General features: G+C 31.1%; 19 protein-coding genes. 6 read left to right on the top strand and 13 right to left on the bottom strand.

The genetic code is table 11. The features are described from left to right. Positions 1–24: 24 nt before the first annotated feature. Positions 25–1215: a tRNA 2-thiouridine(34) synthase MnmA gene (mnmA, locus tag BT107_RS05695; RefSeq protein WP_072302775.1), complete on the top strand. Its 1191-nt coding sequence runs from the start codon at positions 25–27 to the stop codon at positions 1213–1215. 30 nt (positions 1216–1245) lie between these two features. Further along, positions 1246–2187, top strand: a complete 942-nt coding sequence (locus tag BT107_RS05690) for an NAD(P)H-dependent flavin oxidoreductase (protein WP_072302774.1) — start codon at positions 1246–1248, stop codon at positions 2185–2187. Here BT107_RS05690 and BT107_RS05685 read toward each other — a convergent pair whose 3' ends face one another. The 11 genes from BT107_RS05685 to BT107_RS05640 form a co-directional block, all read right to left on the bottom strand. After that, on the bottom strand, positions 2188–2976 hold the full coding sequence (locus BT107_RS05685) for an ABC transporter substrate-binding protein (RefSeq protein ID WP_072302773.1): 789 nt from the start codon (positions 2974–2976) through the stop codon (positions 2188–2190). It abuts the gene before it with no gap. Between the two features lie 28 nt (positions 2977–3004). Then, entirely contained in the window at positions 3005–3427 is a 423-nt protein-coding gene (locus tag BT107_RS05680) for a response regulator (RefSeq protein WP_072302772.1), read from the bottom strand. Further along, a complete protein-coding gene (locus BT107_RS05675; protein WP_072302771.1) occupies positions 3424–5040 on the bottom strand; it encodes an ATP-binding protein in 1617 nt (538 codons plus the stop codon). Before BT107_RS05675 ends, BT107_RS05680 begins: the two co-directional genes overlap by 4 nt. Positions 5041–5163: 123 nt before the next feature. Then, complete coding sequence (locus BT107_RS05670) at positions 5164–5394, bottom strand: putative signal transducing protein (protein ID WP_072302770.1); 231 nt, start codon at positions 5392–5394, stop codon at positions 5164–5166. Between the two features lie 382 nt (positions 5395–5776). Further along, on the bottom strand, positions 5777–5914 hold the full coding sequence (locus BT107_RS17660; protein WP_244543100.1) for a hypothetical protein: 138 nt from the start codon (positions 5912–5914) through the stop codon (positions 5777–5779). Between the two features lie 60 nt (positions 5915–5974). After that, entirely contained in the window at positions 5975–7306 is a 1332-nt protein-coding gene (locus BT107_RS05665; RefSeq protein WP_072302769.1) for a DUF58 domain-containing protein, read from the bottom strand. Between the two features lie 3 nt (positions 7307–7309). Next, positions 7310–8296 (bottom strand): AAA family ATPase, encoded by a 987-nt coding sequence (locus BT107_RS05660; protein ID WP_072302768.1) that lies wholly within the window; start codon positions 8294–8296, stop codon positions 7310–7312. Then, positions 8283–9494 (bottom strand): DUF4350 domain-containing protein, encoded by a 1212-nt coding sequence (locus BT107_RS05655; RefSeq protein WP_072302767.1) that lies wholly within the window; start codon positions 9492–9494, stop codon positions 8283–8285. The genes BT107_RS05660 and BT107_RS05655 overlap by 14 nt, the downstream gene beginning before the upstream one ends. Continuing rightward, positions 9491–10228, bottom strand: coding sequence for a DUF4129 domain-containing protein (locus BT107_RS05650; RefSeq protein WP_072302766.1), 738 nt, complete (start codon positions 10226–10228; stop codon positions 9491–9493). The genes BT107_RS05655 and BT107_RS05650 overlap by 4 nt, the downstream gene beginning before the upstream one ends. Position 10229: 1 nt before the next feature. After that, positions 10230–11114 (bottom strand): hypothetical protein, encoded by an 885-nt coding sequence (locus BT107_RS05645; RefSeq protein ID WP_072302765.1) that lies wholly within the window; start codon positions 11112–11114, stop codon positions 10230–10232. Continuing rightward, positions 11101–12069 carry a stage II sporulation protein M gene (locus tag BT107_RS05640; RefSeq protein WP_072302764.1) on the bottom strand — a complete coding sequence of 323 codons (969 nt, stop codon included), beginning with the start codon at positions 12067–12069 and terminating at the stop codon, positions 11101–11103. The genes BT107_RS05645 and BT107_RS05640 overlap by 14 nt, the downstream gene beginning before the upstream one ends. A 34-nt stretch (positions 12070–12103) precedes the next feature. Between BT107_RS05640 and BT107_RS05635 the strand changes: the two genes are divergently transcribed. Both BT107_RS05635 and BT107_RS05630 read left to right on the top strand, forming a co-directional pair. Beyond that, positions 12104–12820 carry an RDD family protein gene (locus BT107_RS05635; protein ID WP_072302763.1) on the top strand — a complete coding sequence of 239 codons (717 nt, stop codon included), beginning with the start codon at positions 12104–12106 and terminating at the stop codon, positions 12818–12820. A gap of 4 nt (positions 12821–12824) precedes the next feature. Continuing rightward, positions 12825–13454 carry a trimeric intracellular cation channel family protein gene (locus BT107_RS05630; RefSeq protein ID WP_072302762.1) on the top strand — a complete coding sequence of 210 codons (630 nt, stop codon included), beginning with the start codon at positions 12825–12827 and terminating at the stop codon, positions 13452–13454. A 23-nt stretch (positions 13455–13477) separates the two neighbouring features. Here the strand turns inward: BT107_RS05630 and BT107_RS05625 are convergent, their stop codons facing one another. After that, on the bottom strand, positions 13478–14188 hold the full coding sequence (locus BT107_RS05625; protein ID WP_072302761.1) for a peptidylprolyl isomerase: 711 nt from the start codon (positions 14186–14188) through the stop codon (positions 13478–13480). Between BT107_RS05625 and BT107_RS05620 the strand changes: the two genes are divergently transcribed. Then, positions 14187–14828: an NUDIX hydrolase gene (locus tag BT107_RS05620; protein ID WP_072302760.1), complete on the top strand. Its 642-nt coding sequence runs from the start codon at positions 14187–14189 to the stop codon at positions 14826–14828. The two genes, BT107_RS05625 and BT107_RS05620, sit on opposite strands and share 2 nt — an antisense overlap. 38 nt (positions 14829–14866) lie before the next feature. Further along, complete coding sequence (locus BT107_RS05615; RefSeq protein ID WP_072302759.1) at positions 14867–15673, top strand: lysophospholipid acyltransferase family protein; 807 nt, start codon at positions 14867–14869, stop codon at positions 15671–15673. A 374-nt stretch (positions 15674–16047) separates the two neighbouring features. Here the strand turns inward: BT107_RS05615 and BT107_RS05610 are convergent, their stop codons facing one another. Then, positions 16048–16827, bottom strand: coding sequence for a zinc ribbon domain-containing protein (locus BT107_RS05610; protein WP_072302758.1), 780 nt, complete (start codon positions 16825–16827; stop codon positions 16048–16050). Positions 16828–16830: the final 3 nt, after the last annotated feature.

Below are 16830 nucleotides of genomic sequence, written 5' to 3'. Positions count from 1 at the left end.
TTTTTGCAATTCAGATTAATAAAAATGAAAAAAGTAGTAGTAGGACTTTCAGGTGGAGTAGATTCTAGCGTTACAGCCTATCTTTTAAAAGAGCAAGGTTATGAGGTTATTGGCTTGTTTATGAAAAACTGGCATGATGATACTGTAACAATTTCTAATGAGTGTCCTTGGTTAGAGGATAGTAATGATGCATTAATAGTAGCAGAAAAACTGGGAATTCCTTTTCAGACAGTAGATTTAAGTGTAGAATATAAAGAACGTATAGTAGACTATATGTTTAACGAGTACGAAAAGGGTAGAACACCAAACCCAGATGTACTTTGTAATAGAGAAATTAAGTTCGATGTTTTTTTAAAGATAGCATTGCAACTAGGAGCAGATTATGTTGCTACAGGACACTATTGTAGAAAAACATCTTTTGTAAATAAAGAGGGTACAGAAATACACCAGTTATTAGCAGGTAAGGATGATAATAAGGATCAATCTTATTTCTTGTGTCAATTATCACAAGAGCAATTGTCTAAAACGTTATTTCCAATAGGAGATTTAACGAAACCAGAAGTACGTAAAATAGCTGCGGAGAACGATTTAATTACGGCTGATAAAAAAGATTCTCAAGGTCTTTGCTTTATCGGTAAAGTTCGTTTGCCAGATTTTCTTCAACAAAAATTAAAACCTAAAACAGGTGTTATTGTAGAAGTTCCATCTGTATTAGAACAATACAATACTACATTGCCAGAATTTAAAAATAAAGAGGCAGAGCTAGCTTATTATGCTACTAAGCCTATTTACAATCTAGAAGATGGTAAAGTTGTTGGTGAACATCAAGGAGCACATTATTTTACTAAAGGACAGCGTAAAGGATTGGCAGTTGGTGGTACAAAAGAACCATTATTTGTAATAGAAACAGATGTAAACGATAATGTAATTTATACTGGTCAAGGAAAAGATCATCCAGGGTTATACCGTAGAGCACTTTTTGTGTCTAATGAGGAACTACATTGGGTGCGTACAGATATGGCTTTAGAGGTCGATGGTACAATGCAGGTTATGGCGCGTATACGTTACAGACAAGCATTGCAAAAAGCAACTTTATATAAGGTTAATGCTGGTTTGTATGTAGATTTTGAAGAAGAGCAATCTGCTATGACCGAAGGGCAATTTGTTGCTTGGTATATAGAGGATGAGTTAATAGGCTCTGGAGTTATATCTTAATAATTTTTTTAAGTTTGATAAAATTAAAATATGCAAAATAGAATAACATCATTATTTAAAATAGAATATCCAATTATACAAGCCGGAATGATTTGGACTAGTGGTTGGAAATTGGCTTCTGCAGTATCTAATGCAGGCGGATTAGGAATAATTGGTGCAGGGTCTATGTATCCTGATGTTTTAAGAGAGCATATTGTTAAATGTAAAGAAGCTACATCTAAACCTTTTGCTGTTAATGTACCAATGCTGTACCCTAACGTAGAGGAGATTATGAATATAATTGTAGAGCTAGGCGTAAAAATAGTATTTACCTCTGCGGGTAATCCAAAAACGTGGACAAGCTTTTTAAAAGAAAAAGGAATTACTGTAGTACATGTTGTTAGTAGTTTAAAGTTTGCATTAAAATCTGAAGCAGCGGGTGTAGATGCTGTTGTTGCAGAAGGTTTTGAGGCAGGCGGACATAATGGTAGAGATGAGACTACAACTTTAACGTTAATACCAGCAGTTAAAGAGCAATTAAAAATTCCTTTAATAGCAGCTGGCGGAATTGCAACTGGTAAGGCAATGTTAGCAGCAATGATTTTAGGTGCAGATGGTGTACAAATTGGTAGTCGTTTTGTTGCTAGTGAAGAGGCATCTTCTCATCAGTTATTTAAAGAAAGGGTAGTGGCGGCTCAAGAAGGCGATACACAACTAACTCTTAAAGAACTTGCGCCTGTACGTTTGTTAAAAAATAAGTTTTTTGATGATGTGCAACAAGCCTATAAAGATTGTGCAACTCCAGAAGATTTAAAAACTCTTTTAGGAAGAGCAAGAGCTAAACGTGGTATGTTTGAGGGTGATATGGTAGATGGGGAACTAGAGATAGGTCAAGTCGCTGCTATAATTCATAAAATAATGCCTGCTGCGGCAATAGTAAAAGAAATAATAGCTGAGTTTGAACTTGCTAAAAATGCTGCATTAAACTTATAATTAGTAATGTAGAGATTTAAAATAAATAAAGGCATCTAATAATCTGCTGCCATACCAAGAAAAGTATTCGCCATCTACCAACTCAATAGTTGTAGATGGCATTATTTTTTTAATCTCACCTATATGTTCTCTCTTAAAAGGAAACGGTTCTGATGATAACAATAAAAGATCGGGATTAAGTTCTTTAATCTCTTCTAAAGTTGCTTCTGGGTATCTTAAATCACTCTTAAAAACATTTTCATATTTATTTAAGGTTAGCATGTGGTTTATAAAAGTTCCTTGGCCTGCAGCCATATATGGATCTTTCCAGATTAGGTATGCTACTTTTTTAGTATGCTTATCTTTTATAAAATCTTTAAAAGAATTTGCTTCGTTTCGTATGGTGCTAACAATTTTAGTAGCACTAAATAATTTATTAAAAATAGTACCGTATTGCATTATTAATTCTAGTGAGTCTTCTAAATCATTAATGTCTGATACGTGTACAGGGTATAATTTTTCTAAGCTTTCTACAATTTCCTTTGTATTTTCTTCCTTATTGCATAATATAATATCTGGTTTTATAGCTTCAATTTTAGCTAAGGAGATTTTTTTTGTACCGCCAACTACCTTTTTAGACATACGTAAGTGTTTGGGGTGTATACAGAATTTTGTAACGCCTACAATGTACTCTTCTAGTCCTAAGTCTACTAAGAGTTCTGTTTGTGACGGAACTAGAGATATAATACGTAATGGTCTTTTTGGGCACACTACCTGTCTACCCATTTGATCTGTAAAAGAAATTTGCATAGCGATAAAGGTACTTTAATTTTAACAGCTAGCTTTCATCAGAAAACAGAAAAAAATTATCTAAAATATCTTTTAACCCAACAGGAGTTAAAGGTTTACTTTTAAAATCATTAATTACTGTTAAGCCTAGTGCTCTTTCTTTATCATCTGGATTAAGAGACGTAGTAAGCATTACAACAACAGTTTCAGCCATTTGGTTTTCATGAAGTTTTTTGTATTCTTGTAGAAACTCCCATCCATTCATAATAGGCATATTAATGTCTAGTAAAATTAGATTAGGCTGTGGGTATTTACCGTCTATTTCTGTTTTTAGATAGTTTATACCTTCTTCTCCGTTTGTTTTAATTACAATTTCCTCTGTGCAATTAAGTTTGTTAATTACCATTTTATGCAAAAAATTAGTTGCATCGTCATCATCAATTAGCAATATACTTTTTAGCTTAGTATTCATTCTTCTTTTTTAATAGTGAACTTAAATTCGCTTCCTTTGTTAGGCTCAGAAACTACCCAAATTTGTCCTTTGTGTATAGATACAATTTTAAAACTGTGAGCTAGTCCAATCCCTGTACCTTCATATGTACCTTTAGAATGTAGTTGTTGAAACATAGAAAATATTTTTTCTTTGTGTTTTTCTTCAATACCAATTCCGTTATCTTTTACACTAAACTCCCAATACTCGCCAATATCTATGGCTTTAATTTGTATTACAGGAGGTATACCTTCTTTTCTAAACTTAATTGCATTTGTTATTAGGTTCTGGAATAACATACGCAATTCTGTTTTATGCCCTTTAATTTTGGGTAATTTCTTTACTTTTATTTTGGCGCCAGATTCTTTAATAATAGCTTCCAAATCAATTTTTACAGTCTTTAATAATTTATTAAATTTTACGTTACTAATTTCTGTTTTGGATCCAATTCTAGAATAATCTAAGAGGCCTTTTATTAGTGCGCTCATTCTAATTGTGGCTTCTTTAATAAAGTTTAAGTATGTAGATCCGTTAGTGTCTATTTTATCTTGAAACTCTTCTTCAAACAATTGTGTAAAGTTCATAACAGTACGCAATGGTTCTTGTAAGTCGTGAGATGCTATATAGGCAAACTGCTCTAACTCTTTATTTTTTTGTCTTAAATTAAATTGCGCATTTTTTAATTCTGTTATTCTAACCTGTTCTTTTTTATGGGTTGTAATGTAATCTAGTGTTATGCCAATAAAAGGAATTAAATAAGAAATTGCTTTAAGAGAATGTGCTATGTTAAAGTTAGAGTCGTGTAAATCTTTAGATCCAAAAACCATATACATTTGGGTTGCTATTGCAGGTATCATACTCCATAATAAAGCACTAGAAAATACGCTATTTTCTTTTTTATGAAACTGAGGTAGTAACCATATTGCCATAAACAAAAATAAAAACAGAGGTATTACATCATAAGGTCTTGTTATAAAGCTATTTTGAAAAGTAGTTTGCGGTAGACTATTACTTAATGCCGCAAAGTATACCGTTAAATAAGCAATAAATATAAAACTTAGGCAAATAAGCAAGACAAAGCGTCTACCTTTTTTAGGTGCCATTCTTTTAGATTTAAAAAGAAAGATACTAGTTCCTAAAATTAAAATTACACTATTAAATATTCTAGATATAGCCCATGTAAAGGGTAAAAAATTCTCGTTATCTGAAACAGATTTAATTACTTTAATAGCAGAGAGCGCATGAAAAGCATCTATAAAGCCTGCACATAAAAGAGCTGCGCCAATTATAGGAGTAGCTGGGTTATTTGTTATTCTGTATTGTATAAAAGCAAGTATTGCAGTAGCAATAGCAATACATATTGCAGTCCATTCTAAAATTAAATGAGTAAAAGTTCCTCTTAAATTGGTTAAAATTAGATCTTGTGAAGTATGGTCTAGTTTTACTTTTTCCCCGTTAGCATTAAAGACAAGATTAACGCTTCCGAAATTAACTCCAAGTTGCTGAAGAATAAATGGAAAAACGCATATAGCAATTATGATTAGAATTAAAGTTCTAGAGAACCTTAATTCTATTGTTTTGGGGGAAGCTTTCATATGTACATAAACACCTACGGTAAAAGTAAAATTTTTTTGTAAGTAGTTGTTGGTATTTTTATATTATTTTCTTGCTAAGTATAGATTTATCTATTTAGCACTGAATTAAATAACACGTTTGTATTAAGATTTTTTAAAACGATTTTCTAAAAGCTCTTTTGCTTTTTCTGCTTCGTCATTGTGTACATATAAATCTTGCTCACCAGGGATAGCAGTTCCAAAACCAGCTAATCTGCCAGATTCTGTTTCGTCTTTTACAATACCTTCTATGTGTATAGCGTGTAGTTCCTCTACAATTGCTAGAACATCAAATTGGTTGCCACTGTATATTTTTTGGTAGTTAGACTTTAGCATAAGTTTTATTTAGGGTTTAGAATATATAATATAGGGAAAATTAAATAATTTTAATCGTATTACTGTAATATTGTAGGAATTTTTTAAAGAATTCTTTTAAGTGCTTCTTTTACAATGAATAATGTAAGTGAGTATTTAAGGTGTTTTAATTTCAAAAAGACAAACATTTGCATTATGGTAATGGTTAGGCAAGTTTTCAGAATTTTCTATTTTGAATATACCTAAAAAAGAAAATCCCCTAAATTCAGGATTAGTTACTATTCTATGCATATAAACTGCAGACTCTTGGTCTCTGTCTACCAAATTTCTGGAGCACAAAAAGTTATATCCCAAATGCAGGCAATAGTGTTATTAATTACAAGTTTAAATTGTCCGTTTTTTTTTATTTCTGTTTCTCTAATTCTTTAGAAAATAAAGGCCAAACATTATCAGCAAACTTTATTTTTTGGTAGTCTATAGCTGCTTTGTATAAAGAGAATATTGTGTTGGTGCCGGCTAGTGTACTATTGGTAGCTTTCAAAGTAATAGAATTTGTTTTTATGTTTGTTACAAATAGACATAAAAAACAGCTTATTCGCTTCTATAAAAGCCCTCTTGCTTTTATTTCTAAATACTTGTTTATGGTATTAATTGTAAGCTCTTCTGGCTTTGTAAGTATTGTTTGTATGCCGTATTGTTGTAATTCTTTTTGCATTAACTTTTTTTCCATAGAAAACTTTTCTGCAATAGTTTTATGGTAAATACCTTGTAAGTCTTCTGTATTAGAATTTACCAAGCTTTCTAATTCTGTATTTTCAAAAAAGATAACAACTAAAACGTGTTTTTTAGCAATGGCTAATAAAAAAGGTAATTGCCTGCGCATTGCAGTTATATGTTCAAAATTAGTGTACAACAAAAGTAAACTTCTATGGTTTACTCTGCGTTTTATATGAGCGTAGAGCAGGCCAAAGTCAGAATCTGTATATTCTGTTGTAATGTTGTAAAGTTTCTCTAAAATAGCGTTTAAATAGGTTGGTTTCTGTACCGCAGGTAAAAAAGTTTCTATGTTTTTAGAGAACGATATCATCCCTGTTTTATCATTCTTTTTTAGAGCAACATTAGAAAACGCAAGAGTACTATTAATGGCATAATCTAAAAGTTTTAAGCCATTAAAAGGCATTTTCATTACACGTCCAGTGTCTATAACAGAATATATTGGTTGCGATTTTTCATCCTGATACTGATTCACCATTAAATGATTGCTTTTTGCAGTAGCTTTCCAGTTAATAGTTCTAAAGTCATCACCCTGTACATATTCTTTAATTTGCTCAAACTCTTGAGTATTGCCAATACGCCTAATTTTTTTCATTCCAAATTCCGATAATTTATTGCTAATAGCTAAAAAATCGTATTTCTGCATTTGAATAATAGAAGGGTACACAGGAACCATTTGGTTTTTCTGAAACAGAAACTTACGTTTTACTATACGCAGTGGAGAAGATGTGTAAATGTTTAGATTTCCAAAATAATACTCGCCGCGTTCTACAGGTCGTACAGTGTATTCAAATAACTTAGGTGTTCCTTTAATTAATGTTGTATTGTATTTAAAGTCTCTTTTTTGAAATTGAATTGGCAATTCTTCTACCACAGAAATACCTGCTTTAAAAGCGTAAGTACTCTTAAATTCCATAACTACTGGGTTATGGTCGCTGTTTGATAATTTTTGCGGTAAAGATCTAGATGCTTTTACACCATTTTTTGTAGCGTAAAGTAAGTAAATATCTAATATAAATAAGGCAATTAAAATCATTGTACAAAGCCAAGCAATTGGGTACAGCCACTTATTCCAGTAAGATGTTATGAACATTGCTGATAAGATGGCTAAATACCAAAAAAAAGTGTTGTGTATGTAAAACGATTTTAAAAAGCGCATGTATTATCTAGGTATTTCTACAGATTCCATAATCATATGTACAACGCTTTCTGTTGTCATACCTTCCATTTCGCGTTCTGGAGTTAAAATAACTCTGTGGTTTAATACAGGTTCTAGTGCTTTTTTAACGTCTTCAGGAGTAACAAAATCTCTTCCGTTTATAGCAGCAAATGCTTTAGCTGCATTTAAAGTAGCCAACGAAGCTCTTGGAGAACCTCCTAAATATAAATGCGGGTGGTTACGTGTTTTTGTAATAATCTCTGCAACGTAACGTATAATTTTTTCTTCTACAATTACCTCTTGTATGTTTTGCTTGTATTCTTTTAACTTGGCAGGTGTTAAAATATCTTTTATAAGCGTATCTGCTTTTATGCCTTTACGTTGGTGGTGTGTAGTTAATATTTTTATTTCGTCTTCTAAGCTAGGGTATTCTACTTTAATTTTAAATAAAAAACGGTCTAATTGAGCTTCTGGTAACGCATAGGTACCTTCTTGCTCAATTGGGTTTTGTGTTGCTAAAACCATAAAAGGGGCTTCCATTTTATAAGTAGTACCATCCATAGTAACTTGTGTCTCTTCCATAATTTCAAACAAAGCAGCTTGTGTTTTAGCCGGAGCTCTGTTTATTTCATCAATTAAAATGATGTTAGAAAAAATAGGACCTCTTTTATATTCAAACTCAGATGTTTTTACATTAAAAATAGAAGTTCCTAAAATATCACTAGGCATTAAATCTGGTGTAAATTGAATTCGACTAAACTCAGTTTTTAAAGTTTTAGCAAATAATTTAGCAGTAACTGTTTTTGCTATACCGGGGACACCTTCTATTAGAACGTGTCCGTCTACCAAAAGAGAAACAATTAATAGCTCTACAAAACGGTCTTGACCAATAATTACTTTGGCTAACTCTTGTTTAATATTTGTTACAGCATTTTTTAAATCTTCTAAAGGTATTCTGCTGTCAAAGTTGATATCGTTATTTGCTTCCATTTGCTTTTGCTTTAAATTTTTCTATTTTTTTGTCTAATGATAAAAGTTCTTCATTAGTAACTGTATGTTGTTCTAAAAGTTGATCTAAAAGAGAAAATAACTCCCTAGTTTCTTCTTTTGTATGAAAACTTCTAGCTGAGATTGTATTGTAAAAATCATCGTTTTGTTCTAAGGTATTTACGTGGAATTTAGAACGCACGTAGTCCAAGAAAAAGTTAATTTTATGTTCTACAATTTCTTTTTGTCTATTTCTTTTAAAGTACATATCTGCAATAGTCCTTGTAAATGCTAAAGTTTGATTTTTTAACGGAGTAACTATTGGTATTGCACGTTGTTTTCTTTTTCCTTCGAAAAACACGTAAAGTAGAGCGCCAATTATAGCAATGTAATATGCCCACTTTAATTCTTTAGCACTTAAAAAAACACGCATTGGCGACGTGTAGAATTTTTTACCTGCTTTATGGTGATTGTCTACATAGATATTCTTATTACTATCTATGTAAGATAGTAAGGCAGCAGTGTAATCTGTATTGTTGCTATTTTGTAAAATAAAATAATTAGTAAATGCAGTTGGGAAGGTGCTAAGTATAACTTTTCCTTTACCGTAATCTTGTTTAATTACGTTTGCATTTTTAATAGATATAGTTTTAAAATTATCTATAACTCCTAGAACAGTAGTATTCAATGTATCTATTTCAGAAAAATAATTAACATTACTCTTTTTACTAAATACAATAGGTTTTTTGTTTTTTAAAGACGGATTAACCAGTTGCATATAGAATTGATGCTGAATATCATCACTGTATAATGTTTTAGTTTTAAAACCTAATTCATTTTTTAGAGATGTACCAAAAGAAGAGCCCGCAAGGAAAAGTGTATTGCCTTTTGCGGTCCAATCTAGCAATTCGTTAACTTCATTTTTGTCTAATTCTAAACTATTGTTTAATAGAAAATATGTACCCGTTATAGTATCGTTATCTTTTAAATAAGTATATGGAGGTTGGTATACAGAAGTCATTTTGTCTTCAAACCTTTTCTCCATTAAATCATTAAGTACTTTTGTACCGTACGCTATTTTATGGTGACTGGCAAAAGAAGGAAACCAGTTAACCTGCTTGGGTTTACTGTATTCTAGAGCAAGGTAAACAACTAATGTGATTACTATTATAATTATATATGTGCCTCCTTTTTTTATCACGATTTGGTTATACTATTTTGTAGTTTAATAAATTCTTCTGCAGCTTTATTGTATTTAGACTCATCTATGGTAAAATCACCATACCAAATGTAGTCATACAATCTTGTGATAGTAACAAAGGGTGTTGCGTATTTAGATTGACTTAATTCTTTTTGGTAATCGTCATTTGTTTTTTGCAATTGCCAATCTATAAGCTCTTTTTCGCTCATTATTTTTAAAATGTATAGATAGTAATATCTAACGGCTAGTCTATAATTTTTGTCTTCTAAAGCATTTTTTATAAGCTGTTGTATATCTTCATTTTTAATAATATGCTCTTCTTCTGACAGGGTAACGTTGCTTAAGTTCTTTTTAGCTAAGTTAATACCTCGCATATTTGTTTTAAGGAATAACATTATCAAAATAAAAATTAAAAAAGCAAGAAGTATATATGGTATAAATTGTAAAAAAGCTGCTAAAAATCCTACTGCTTTTGTACCGCCAAATATCCATTGAAAAAAACGTAGCAGATAAGAATAAGCCCAAGTTTTTAAATTTTCCCACCAGGAATTATCAGCCTTCTCTAAGGTGTAATCATATTTAGAGTCTTCTTTATATTTTTGTAAATCTTCTTTAGTAATCTTTTTTACATACAGCGGAGCATCATCATACTGAACAGATGTAGAGTCTTGAAAACTATACGCAGCTAGCGAAAACGTAAAGCAAATAAATAAAGAGAAAAGAAATTTACTCATATTAATAGTCAGTAGTATTACCTAAACTTTTAATACGTTCTAAGGTTCCTGTTAAATTTTTTCTTTCATTTAAGTCAAAATAAATCAGAGCGCCAGCAACAACTGTTATAATACTTAGTAAATATTGAAATAAAATACTTATCATATTTATAACAATTCCTATGGGATCTATTAAAGTATCTCCCATATTGCTAGGGTCTATTTCTGCAGAAAACACACCCATTTTAGCGTACATATATATTGCAGAAGGAACACTAAAAGCATAGCCAGCTATAGTCACAACAATACCAACAACCAATAGCGTTGCAAATGTTATCCACCAGTAATCTTTAACTAAAGAAAAACCATCGCTAAATGCATCACCCACAGATTTTTTATTAAAAATAAGAATACTAAAAGAAAGAGTTAGTGGCACATATAAATATACTCCAGGTATTATACAAAACATAAGTCCAATTAAAACACATATACCTACTAAAAAAGCAAGGCCAATAAATTTCCAAAATGTACTGTAAACTTCAGACTTTATTTGCTCAAAATTAGTAGCGCCATTATTTTCTACATAACTTTTTATATAGTGCAGTGTTACAGATTGTGCCATTGCGTAAGCAACTCCCATAGATATTATAAAAAGGAAAGCAGATAAGCCTATTAAAAGTGCACTTGAAATTTCATCCGAGCTTTCTAAATTAAAATTTATAATATTTCCAACAGAGTAGGTATAAAATGCATTGCATAATAAAAACACAACTAAATAAGGTCCTGCAATTTTAAAAAAAGTGTTAAAAAATGGTTTTAATTGACCTCTTAGAAAAGCAAAAGTATCTCCTAAGATTTCGCCTAAATCTCTTTTCTTTTTAAACTCAACATAATTATTGTTCTGCATGGGTAGTTTTTTTGTGTAATAAATATGGGTAAATAACGTAATAAAATAAAATTAATGCTAATGAGCTTGTAATTATTAAAATTGCAAGCCAATCTGGCATTTCTGTATGTCTTGTAACAAAGCCTTCTAAAAAACCAGCTATAATAAAAAAAGGTACTGTAGATAGCATTATTTTAAGACCAATAACGGTTCCTCTTTTAAAAGATTCTATTCTGGTATATGTACCAGGAAAAAGAATCCCTTTAGCTAAAACAAGTCCGGCACAACCAGCAATTATAATAACAGAGATTTCTATAGTACCGTGTATCCATATTGTTCTGGCAGATTCCCAAAGTAAGCCTTTTTCATAAAACATATATTGAAAACTACCTAGCATAATGCCATTTTGCATCATTATAAATAATGAGCCAATACCTAGCAAAATGCCATATATAAAAGCCATTATAGCGACTTTAATGTTATTTATGGTAATACCTAAAAACATTTGAAATTCTCCTTGCTGTTTATAAACAGCCATAGGGTCATCATTTGCTATATTTTCTAATGTCATATTAACATAACCATCTCCTAAAAAAGACCTAACAAAATCACCATCATTAGCTGCAGAGAAAACTCCTACTAGCGTAAAAAACGCAAAAACAAGGAAGGCAATTAGCAATTCTCGACGATTGTGATAAAATAATGTAGGAAATTCTGTTTTCCAAAAGGTGATAATTCTGTTTTTTGGCTCCTTTTTGGTCTTATATATTTTTTGATGTGCCTCTGAAGCTAAAGAATTTAAAAAAAATGCAGTGTTGCTACCAGGGTAGAAAGTCTTGGCATAGCTAAGGTGATCGGTAATTTCGATGTACAAATCTGATAATTTGTTTGGGTCAATTTCCGTTTTCTTTGCCAGGACACTTTCAAAAGTAGTCCATTTGTCTTTATTTTGCTTTACAAAGGCAGCTTCGCGCATTAGCTTTTAAGATTTGTACCAAAGAAACTAAAATATGAATGAAATTCAAATAGAAACTGCTCAAAATATTAGCATTCATCAGAATGCTGCACATTTGGGTGATAGAATGCTTGCTTATATTATAGACAGCATTGTTATTTCTATTTATACATTTCTTATGATTTTCTTGTTGGTTTATATGAACATAGTTTTTGAAGATGCTTGGCATTTGTATTTAATTGTTATGTTGCCAGCTTTCTTTTATTATTTAATATTAGAAACCTTTATGAACGGTGCAACTATTGGTAAAAGAATAATGTCTATTAGAGTGGTTAAAATAGACGGCTCTACTCCAAATTTTTCTAGTTATTTTATTAGGTGGGTAATGCGTATTGTAGATGTAGCATTGTCTACAGGAGGTGTAGCGGTACTTACAATATTGTTAAGAGGTAACGGACAACGTTTAGGAGATATAGCAGCAGGGACTACAGTAATTACTGAAAAGAAAAAAGTAAAATTAGAAGATACAATGGTGGCTAATTTACCTGAAAATTATAAGCCGAGCTACCCACAAGTAACTGTTTTTAAAGATGCAGAGATGCAAACTATAAAAGAACTATATAGCTCTGCAAGACGAAACGGAGACCACAATGTTATTGTTTCTTTAGCAGAAAAAATAAAAGAGGTTACAAATATTACTACAGACAAAAAACCTCTAGAGTTTGTAGCTATAGTTATTAAAGATTACATCTTTTACACGCAAGAATTATAAGCTTATGTTTTATTTAGTCATTGATATTTTAGGAACTATAGCATTTGCTATTTCTGGTGTTTTGGTAGCTTTAGACAAAAAGTTAGATCCGTTTGGTGTTTTTATTGTAGCTTTTGTAACTGCAGTTGGTGGTGGTACTTTAAGAGATTTATTGTTAGGAAACACACCTGTTACTTGGTTGTTACAGCCTATTTATCTTTATACTATATTAATTACAGTAGTACTTGCCATAATTTTTAGAAAACAGTTAAAATACTTAAGAACATCTTTATTTATGTTTGATACCATTGGTATTGGTTTGTATACTTTAGCTGGAGTAGAAAAAGGCTTAGACGCAAATCTTATACCTGTAATGTGTGTTGTAATTGGTACTATTACAGCTTGTTTTGGAGGTGTTATAAGAGATATTTTATGTAACGAAATTCCTGTAATCTTTAGAAAAGAAGTGTATGCTACGGCTTGTATAATAGGAGCTGCTAGTTATTTTTTATTACTAAAACTACCAATAAAGCCAACATATATACAAGTTATATGCATTTTAGTGGTAATTACGGTACGTTTATTAGCCGTTAAATTTAAAATTGCATTACCTACTATTTATCATAGCGTAGCAATAGATGAAACTAAGGAGTAGTTGTTCTTAAATTTGATTTTTAGTTATTTTACAATTTCAGCTTTAATAATAAATATATTTTGTTTAGGCCAATCGCCCTCATCTACTGGTTGGCTGTTAATTATATCTACAACATCCATACCTTGTATTACGCGCCCAAACGGAGTGTAATCGCCATCTAAATGGTAAGATCCAGGTTTAGTTACCACAATAAAAAACTCGTAAGGTGATGCTAGTTTATGTGGGTTATCATTTTCACTACTAGGCATAGATATAACGCCTCTATGGTGTTTGTGTCCTTTTTTTGTGTCTGGCGGTAATAAGTATCTACCAATTTCACCTCTTTTCTTAGCTGTCTTAATATTATCGGCATTACCACCTTGTATAATAAAATTTTTAACCACTCTATGAAAATAGGTGTCGTTAAAATATCCTTTTTTAGTTAGGTATATAAAGTTTGCTCTGTGGTACGGTACATTTTCAAAGAGTTCTAATGTAAAACTACCTAAATTGGTTGTAATCTTTACTTTGTTCTCAGTTAAGGTTTTATTGTAATCAAAGAAAAACGGAATAGCGTTTTCTTCTGTTAGTTTAAATTCCGCCTCTTTTTTTGTAATTTTAGAACTATCAATTTTAACAGTATCTTTTTTGATCTTAGTTTCTTGTGATTTTTCTTGTTTTTTTGAAGTGTTATTACAACTAACTGTTAAAATTAATAGTAATATTATAGTGTAAGATAGTATCTTTGAATTCATGAATTTTGATGATTTTACCAAGCGAATTTCAAAAATAGAAAATCTTCCTTTATTGGGTGAGGAATCTCATAACAAAATGGCACCATCTATTAGAATAGGTGAGCTAAGTAGAATAAAAAATGAGAGGAAAACAGCTAAGAAGGCTGGTGTTATGGCTCTTTTTTATCCAACAGAACAAAATAATACTAATTTACTTTTAATGCTGCGTAAAACCTATAAGGGTGTACACTCTAACCAGATAGGTTTTCCTGGAGGAAAAGTAGAAAAAGAGGATAAAAATTTGTTAGATACGGCTTTGCGTGAAACTTTTGAAGAAGTAGGCGTGCCACAAAATAGAGTAGAAGTAATGGGTAAATTATCTTCTATTTATATACCGCCAAGTAATTTTGAGGTGCAGCCGTATGTAGGTTTATATCCTAATCCTGCTCCTTTTGTAATTCAAGAATCAGAAGTAGAGCATTTAGTAGAGGTTTCTTTGTTAGATTTTATGGATGATAGTAAAATAAGTACTCAAAAATTATCTACATCTTATGCAGATAATATAGATGTACCGGCCTTTAAATTAAATGGTTACGTAGTTTGGGGGGCAACGGCTATGATTATGAGTGAATTGAAAGAACTATTAAAACAATTGTTATAGTAGTATAAATTTGTAGATTTGGCAACACAATAATAATTATGGGTTTATTTAAAAAGAATCCTTTTGGACATGTACTATTTTTAAAGAAATGGTTAATACGTTTAGCGGCACTTATAACGCATCGTAGGTACAAAGGGTTTAATAAATTAGAAATAGAAGGATCGCAAATACTTAGAGATTTGCCAGACAAGGGGGTACTTTTTGTATCTAACCACCAGACATATTTTGCAGATGTGGTTGCTATGTTTCACGTTTTTAATGCCAGTTTAAGTGGTAGAGAAGATAGTATTAAAAACATAGGTTACATTTGGAAACCTAAACTTAATATGTATTATGTGGCTGCTGCAGAGACAATGAAAAAAAGTCTTTTAACTAAGATTCTAGCTTATGCGGGTTCTATAAGTATACAACGTACTTGGCGTGCAGACGGGCAAGATGTAAAAAGACAAGTAAAAATGAGTGATATCTCTAATATAGGTACTGCTCTAGATGATGGTTGGGTTATTACTTTTCCGCAAGGAACAACAACGCCGTGGAAGCCCTTACGTAAGGGTACAGCGCATATTATTAAAAAATACAAGCCTATTGTTGTGCCTGTTGTAATAGACGGTTTTAGGCGCTCTTTTGATAAAAAGGGATTACGTATAAAGAAAAAAGGAATATTGCAGTCTATGGTTATTAAAGAACCGTTAGATATAGATTATGATGACGAGTCATTTGATTCTATTATAGAAAAGTTAGGACATGCAATAGAACAAGATCCTTCTTATTTAAAAGTGATTTCTAAAGCAGATTTAAAAGCATTAGAAGAAGAAAATAGATTAAGAAAATGGAAACTAGACTAATTTTCTTGTAGTCATTTAAAAAATAAAAAGCCATCTACATTGTGTAGTTGGCTTTTTTTTTATTGGGTATATTTAGTTTCTATTTAATCAGTTTAGCAAACAGTATACTAAGTAACAGTAGTATATAACTCTTTAACTACAATGTGATGAATAAGCTATTACTTTGTCTAAGACTAAGATTTCGTTTTAGTCAAACAGATGTATTTAGTCTCTTTAAGAAGCTTTGGTTAAAATGTAGGCTATTAGTTTTAGAAATGAGATTGTAGTGGATAAACTTCTTATATTAATTGTATTAGTAGAATATTAGGAGTAGTATAAATAAAAAAAGACCGCTATTAGAGCGGTCTTTTTTTATTCTTAAAAAATGTAAGTTTCTATAATTTAGAAAACATTTTTAACATTCTTTCACTTTCTTCTTCAGCTAAAACAGGGTCTACTAATATTCTACCACTGTGTTCATCTGTAATAATCTTTTTACGAGCAGCAATCTCTACTTGTACCTGTGGTGGTATTGTAAAGAAAGAACCTCCAGAAGCACCTCTTTCGATTGGTACAACAGCTAAACCATTTTTTACATTGGTTCTAATTCTCTTGTAAGCTTTTACTAAACGTTCTTCAATCTGATTTTCAAATTCTTCAGATTTCTTTAGTAACGCTTTTTCTTCTTTTTCAGTTTCAGCTAAGATTTCATTTAATTCACCTTTTTTGTGCTTTAAATGTGTGTCTTTAGCAGATAAACGCTCTTTAGTGCTAGAAATTACTTGTTTCTTTTGCTCTATTTGCGCTTTAAATTCTTTAATGTTTTTCTCAGCTAATTGTATTTCCAACTCCTGAAATTCAACTTCTTTAGATAAAGAGTTAAATTCACGACTGTTTCTTACATTCTTTTGTTGTTCAGCGTATTTTTTAATTAAGCCTTTAGCTTCTTCAATTAAATTTTTCTTCGCTGTTATCTCAAAATTAACTGTTTCTACATCAGTTTTTAATTTGTCCAATCTAGTTTTAAGTCCTAAAACTTCATCTTCCAAATCTTCTACTTCCAACGGGAGTTCACCCCTAACGTTTCTTATCTCATCGACTCTAGAATCAATTAATTGCAAATCATATATTGCTCTTAATTTTTCTTCTACCGTTGTTTCTTTCTTTTTTGCCATATT

This window comes from Cellulophaga fucicola (assembly GCF_900119145.1).
Classification (GTDB): Bacteria; Bacteroidota; Bacteroidia; order Flavobacteriales; family Flavobacteriaceae; genus Cellulophaga; species Cellulophaga fucicola.
Note: the sequence above shows the minus strand (reverse complement) of the source record. Positions and strands in the feature narration are given on the sequence as shown.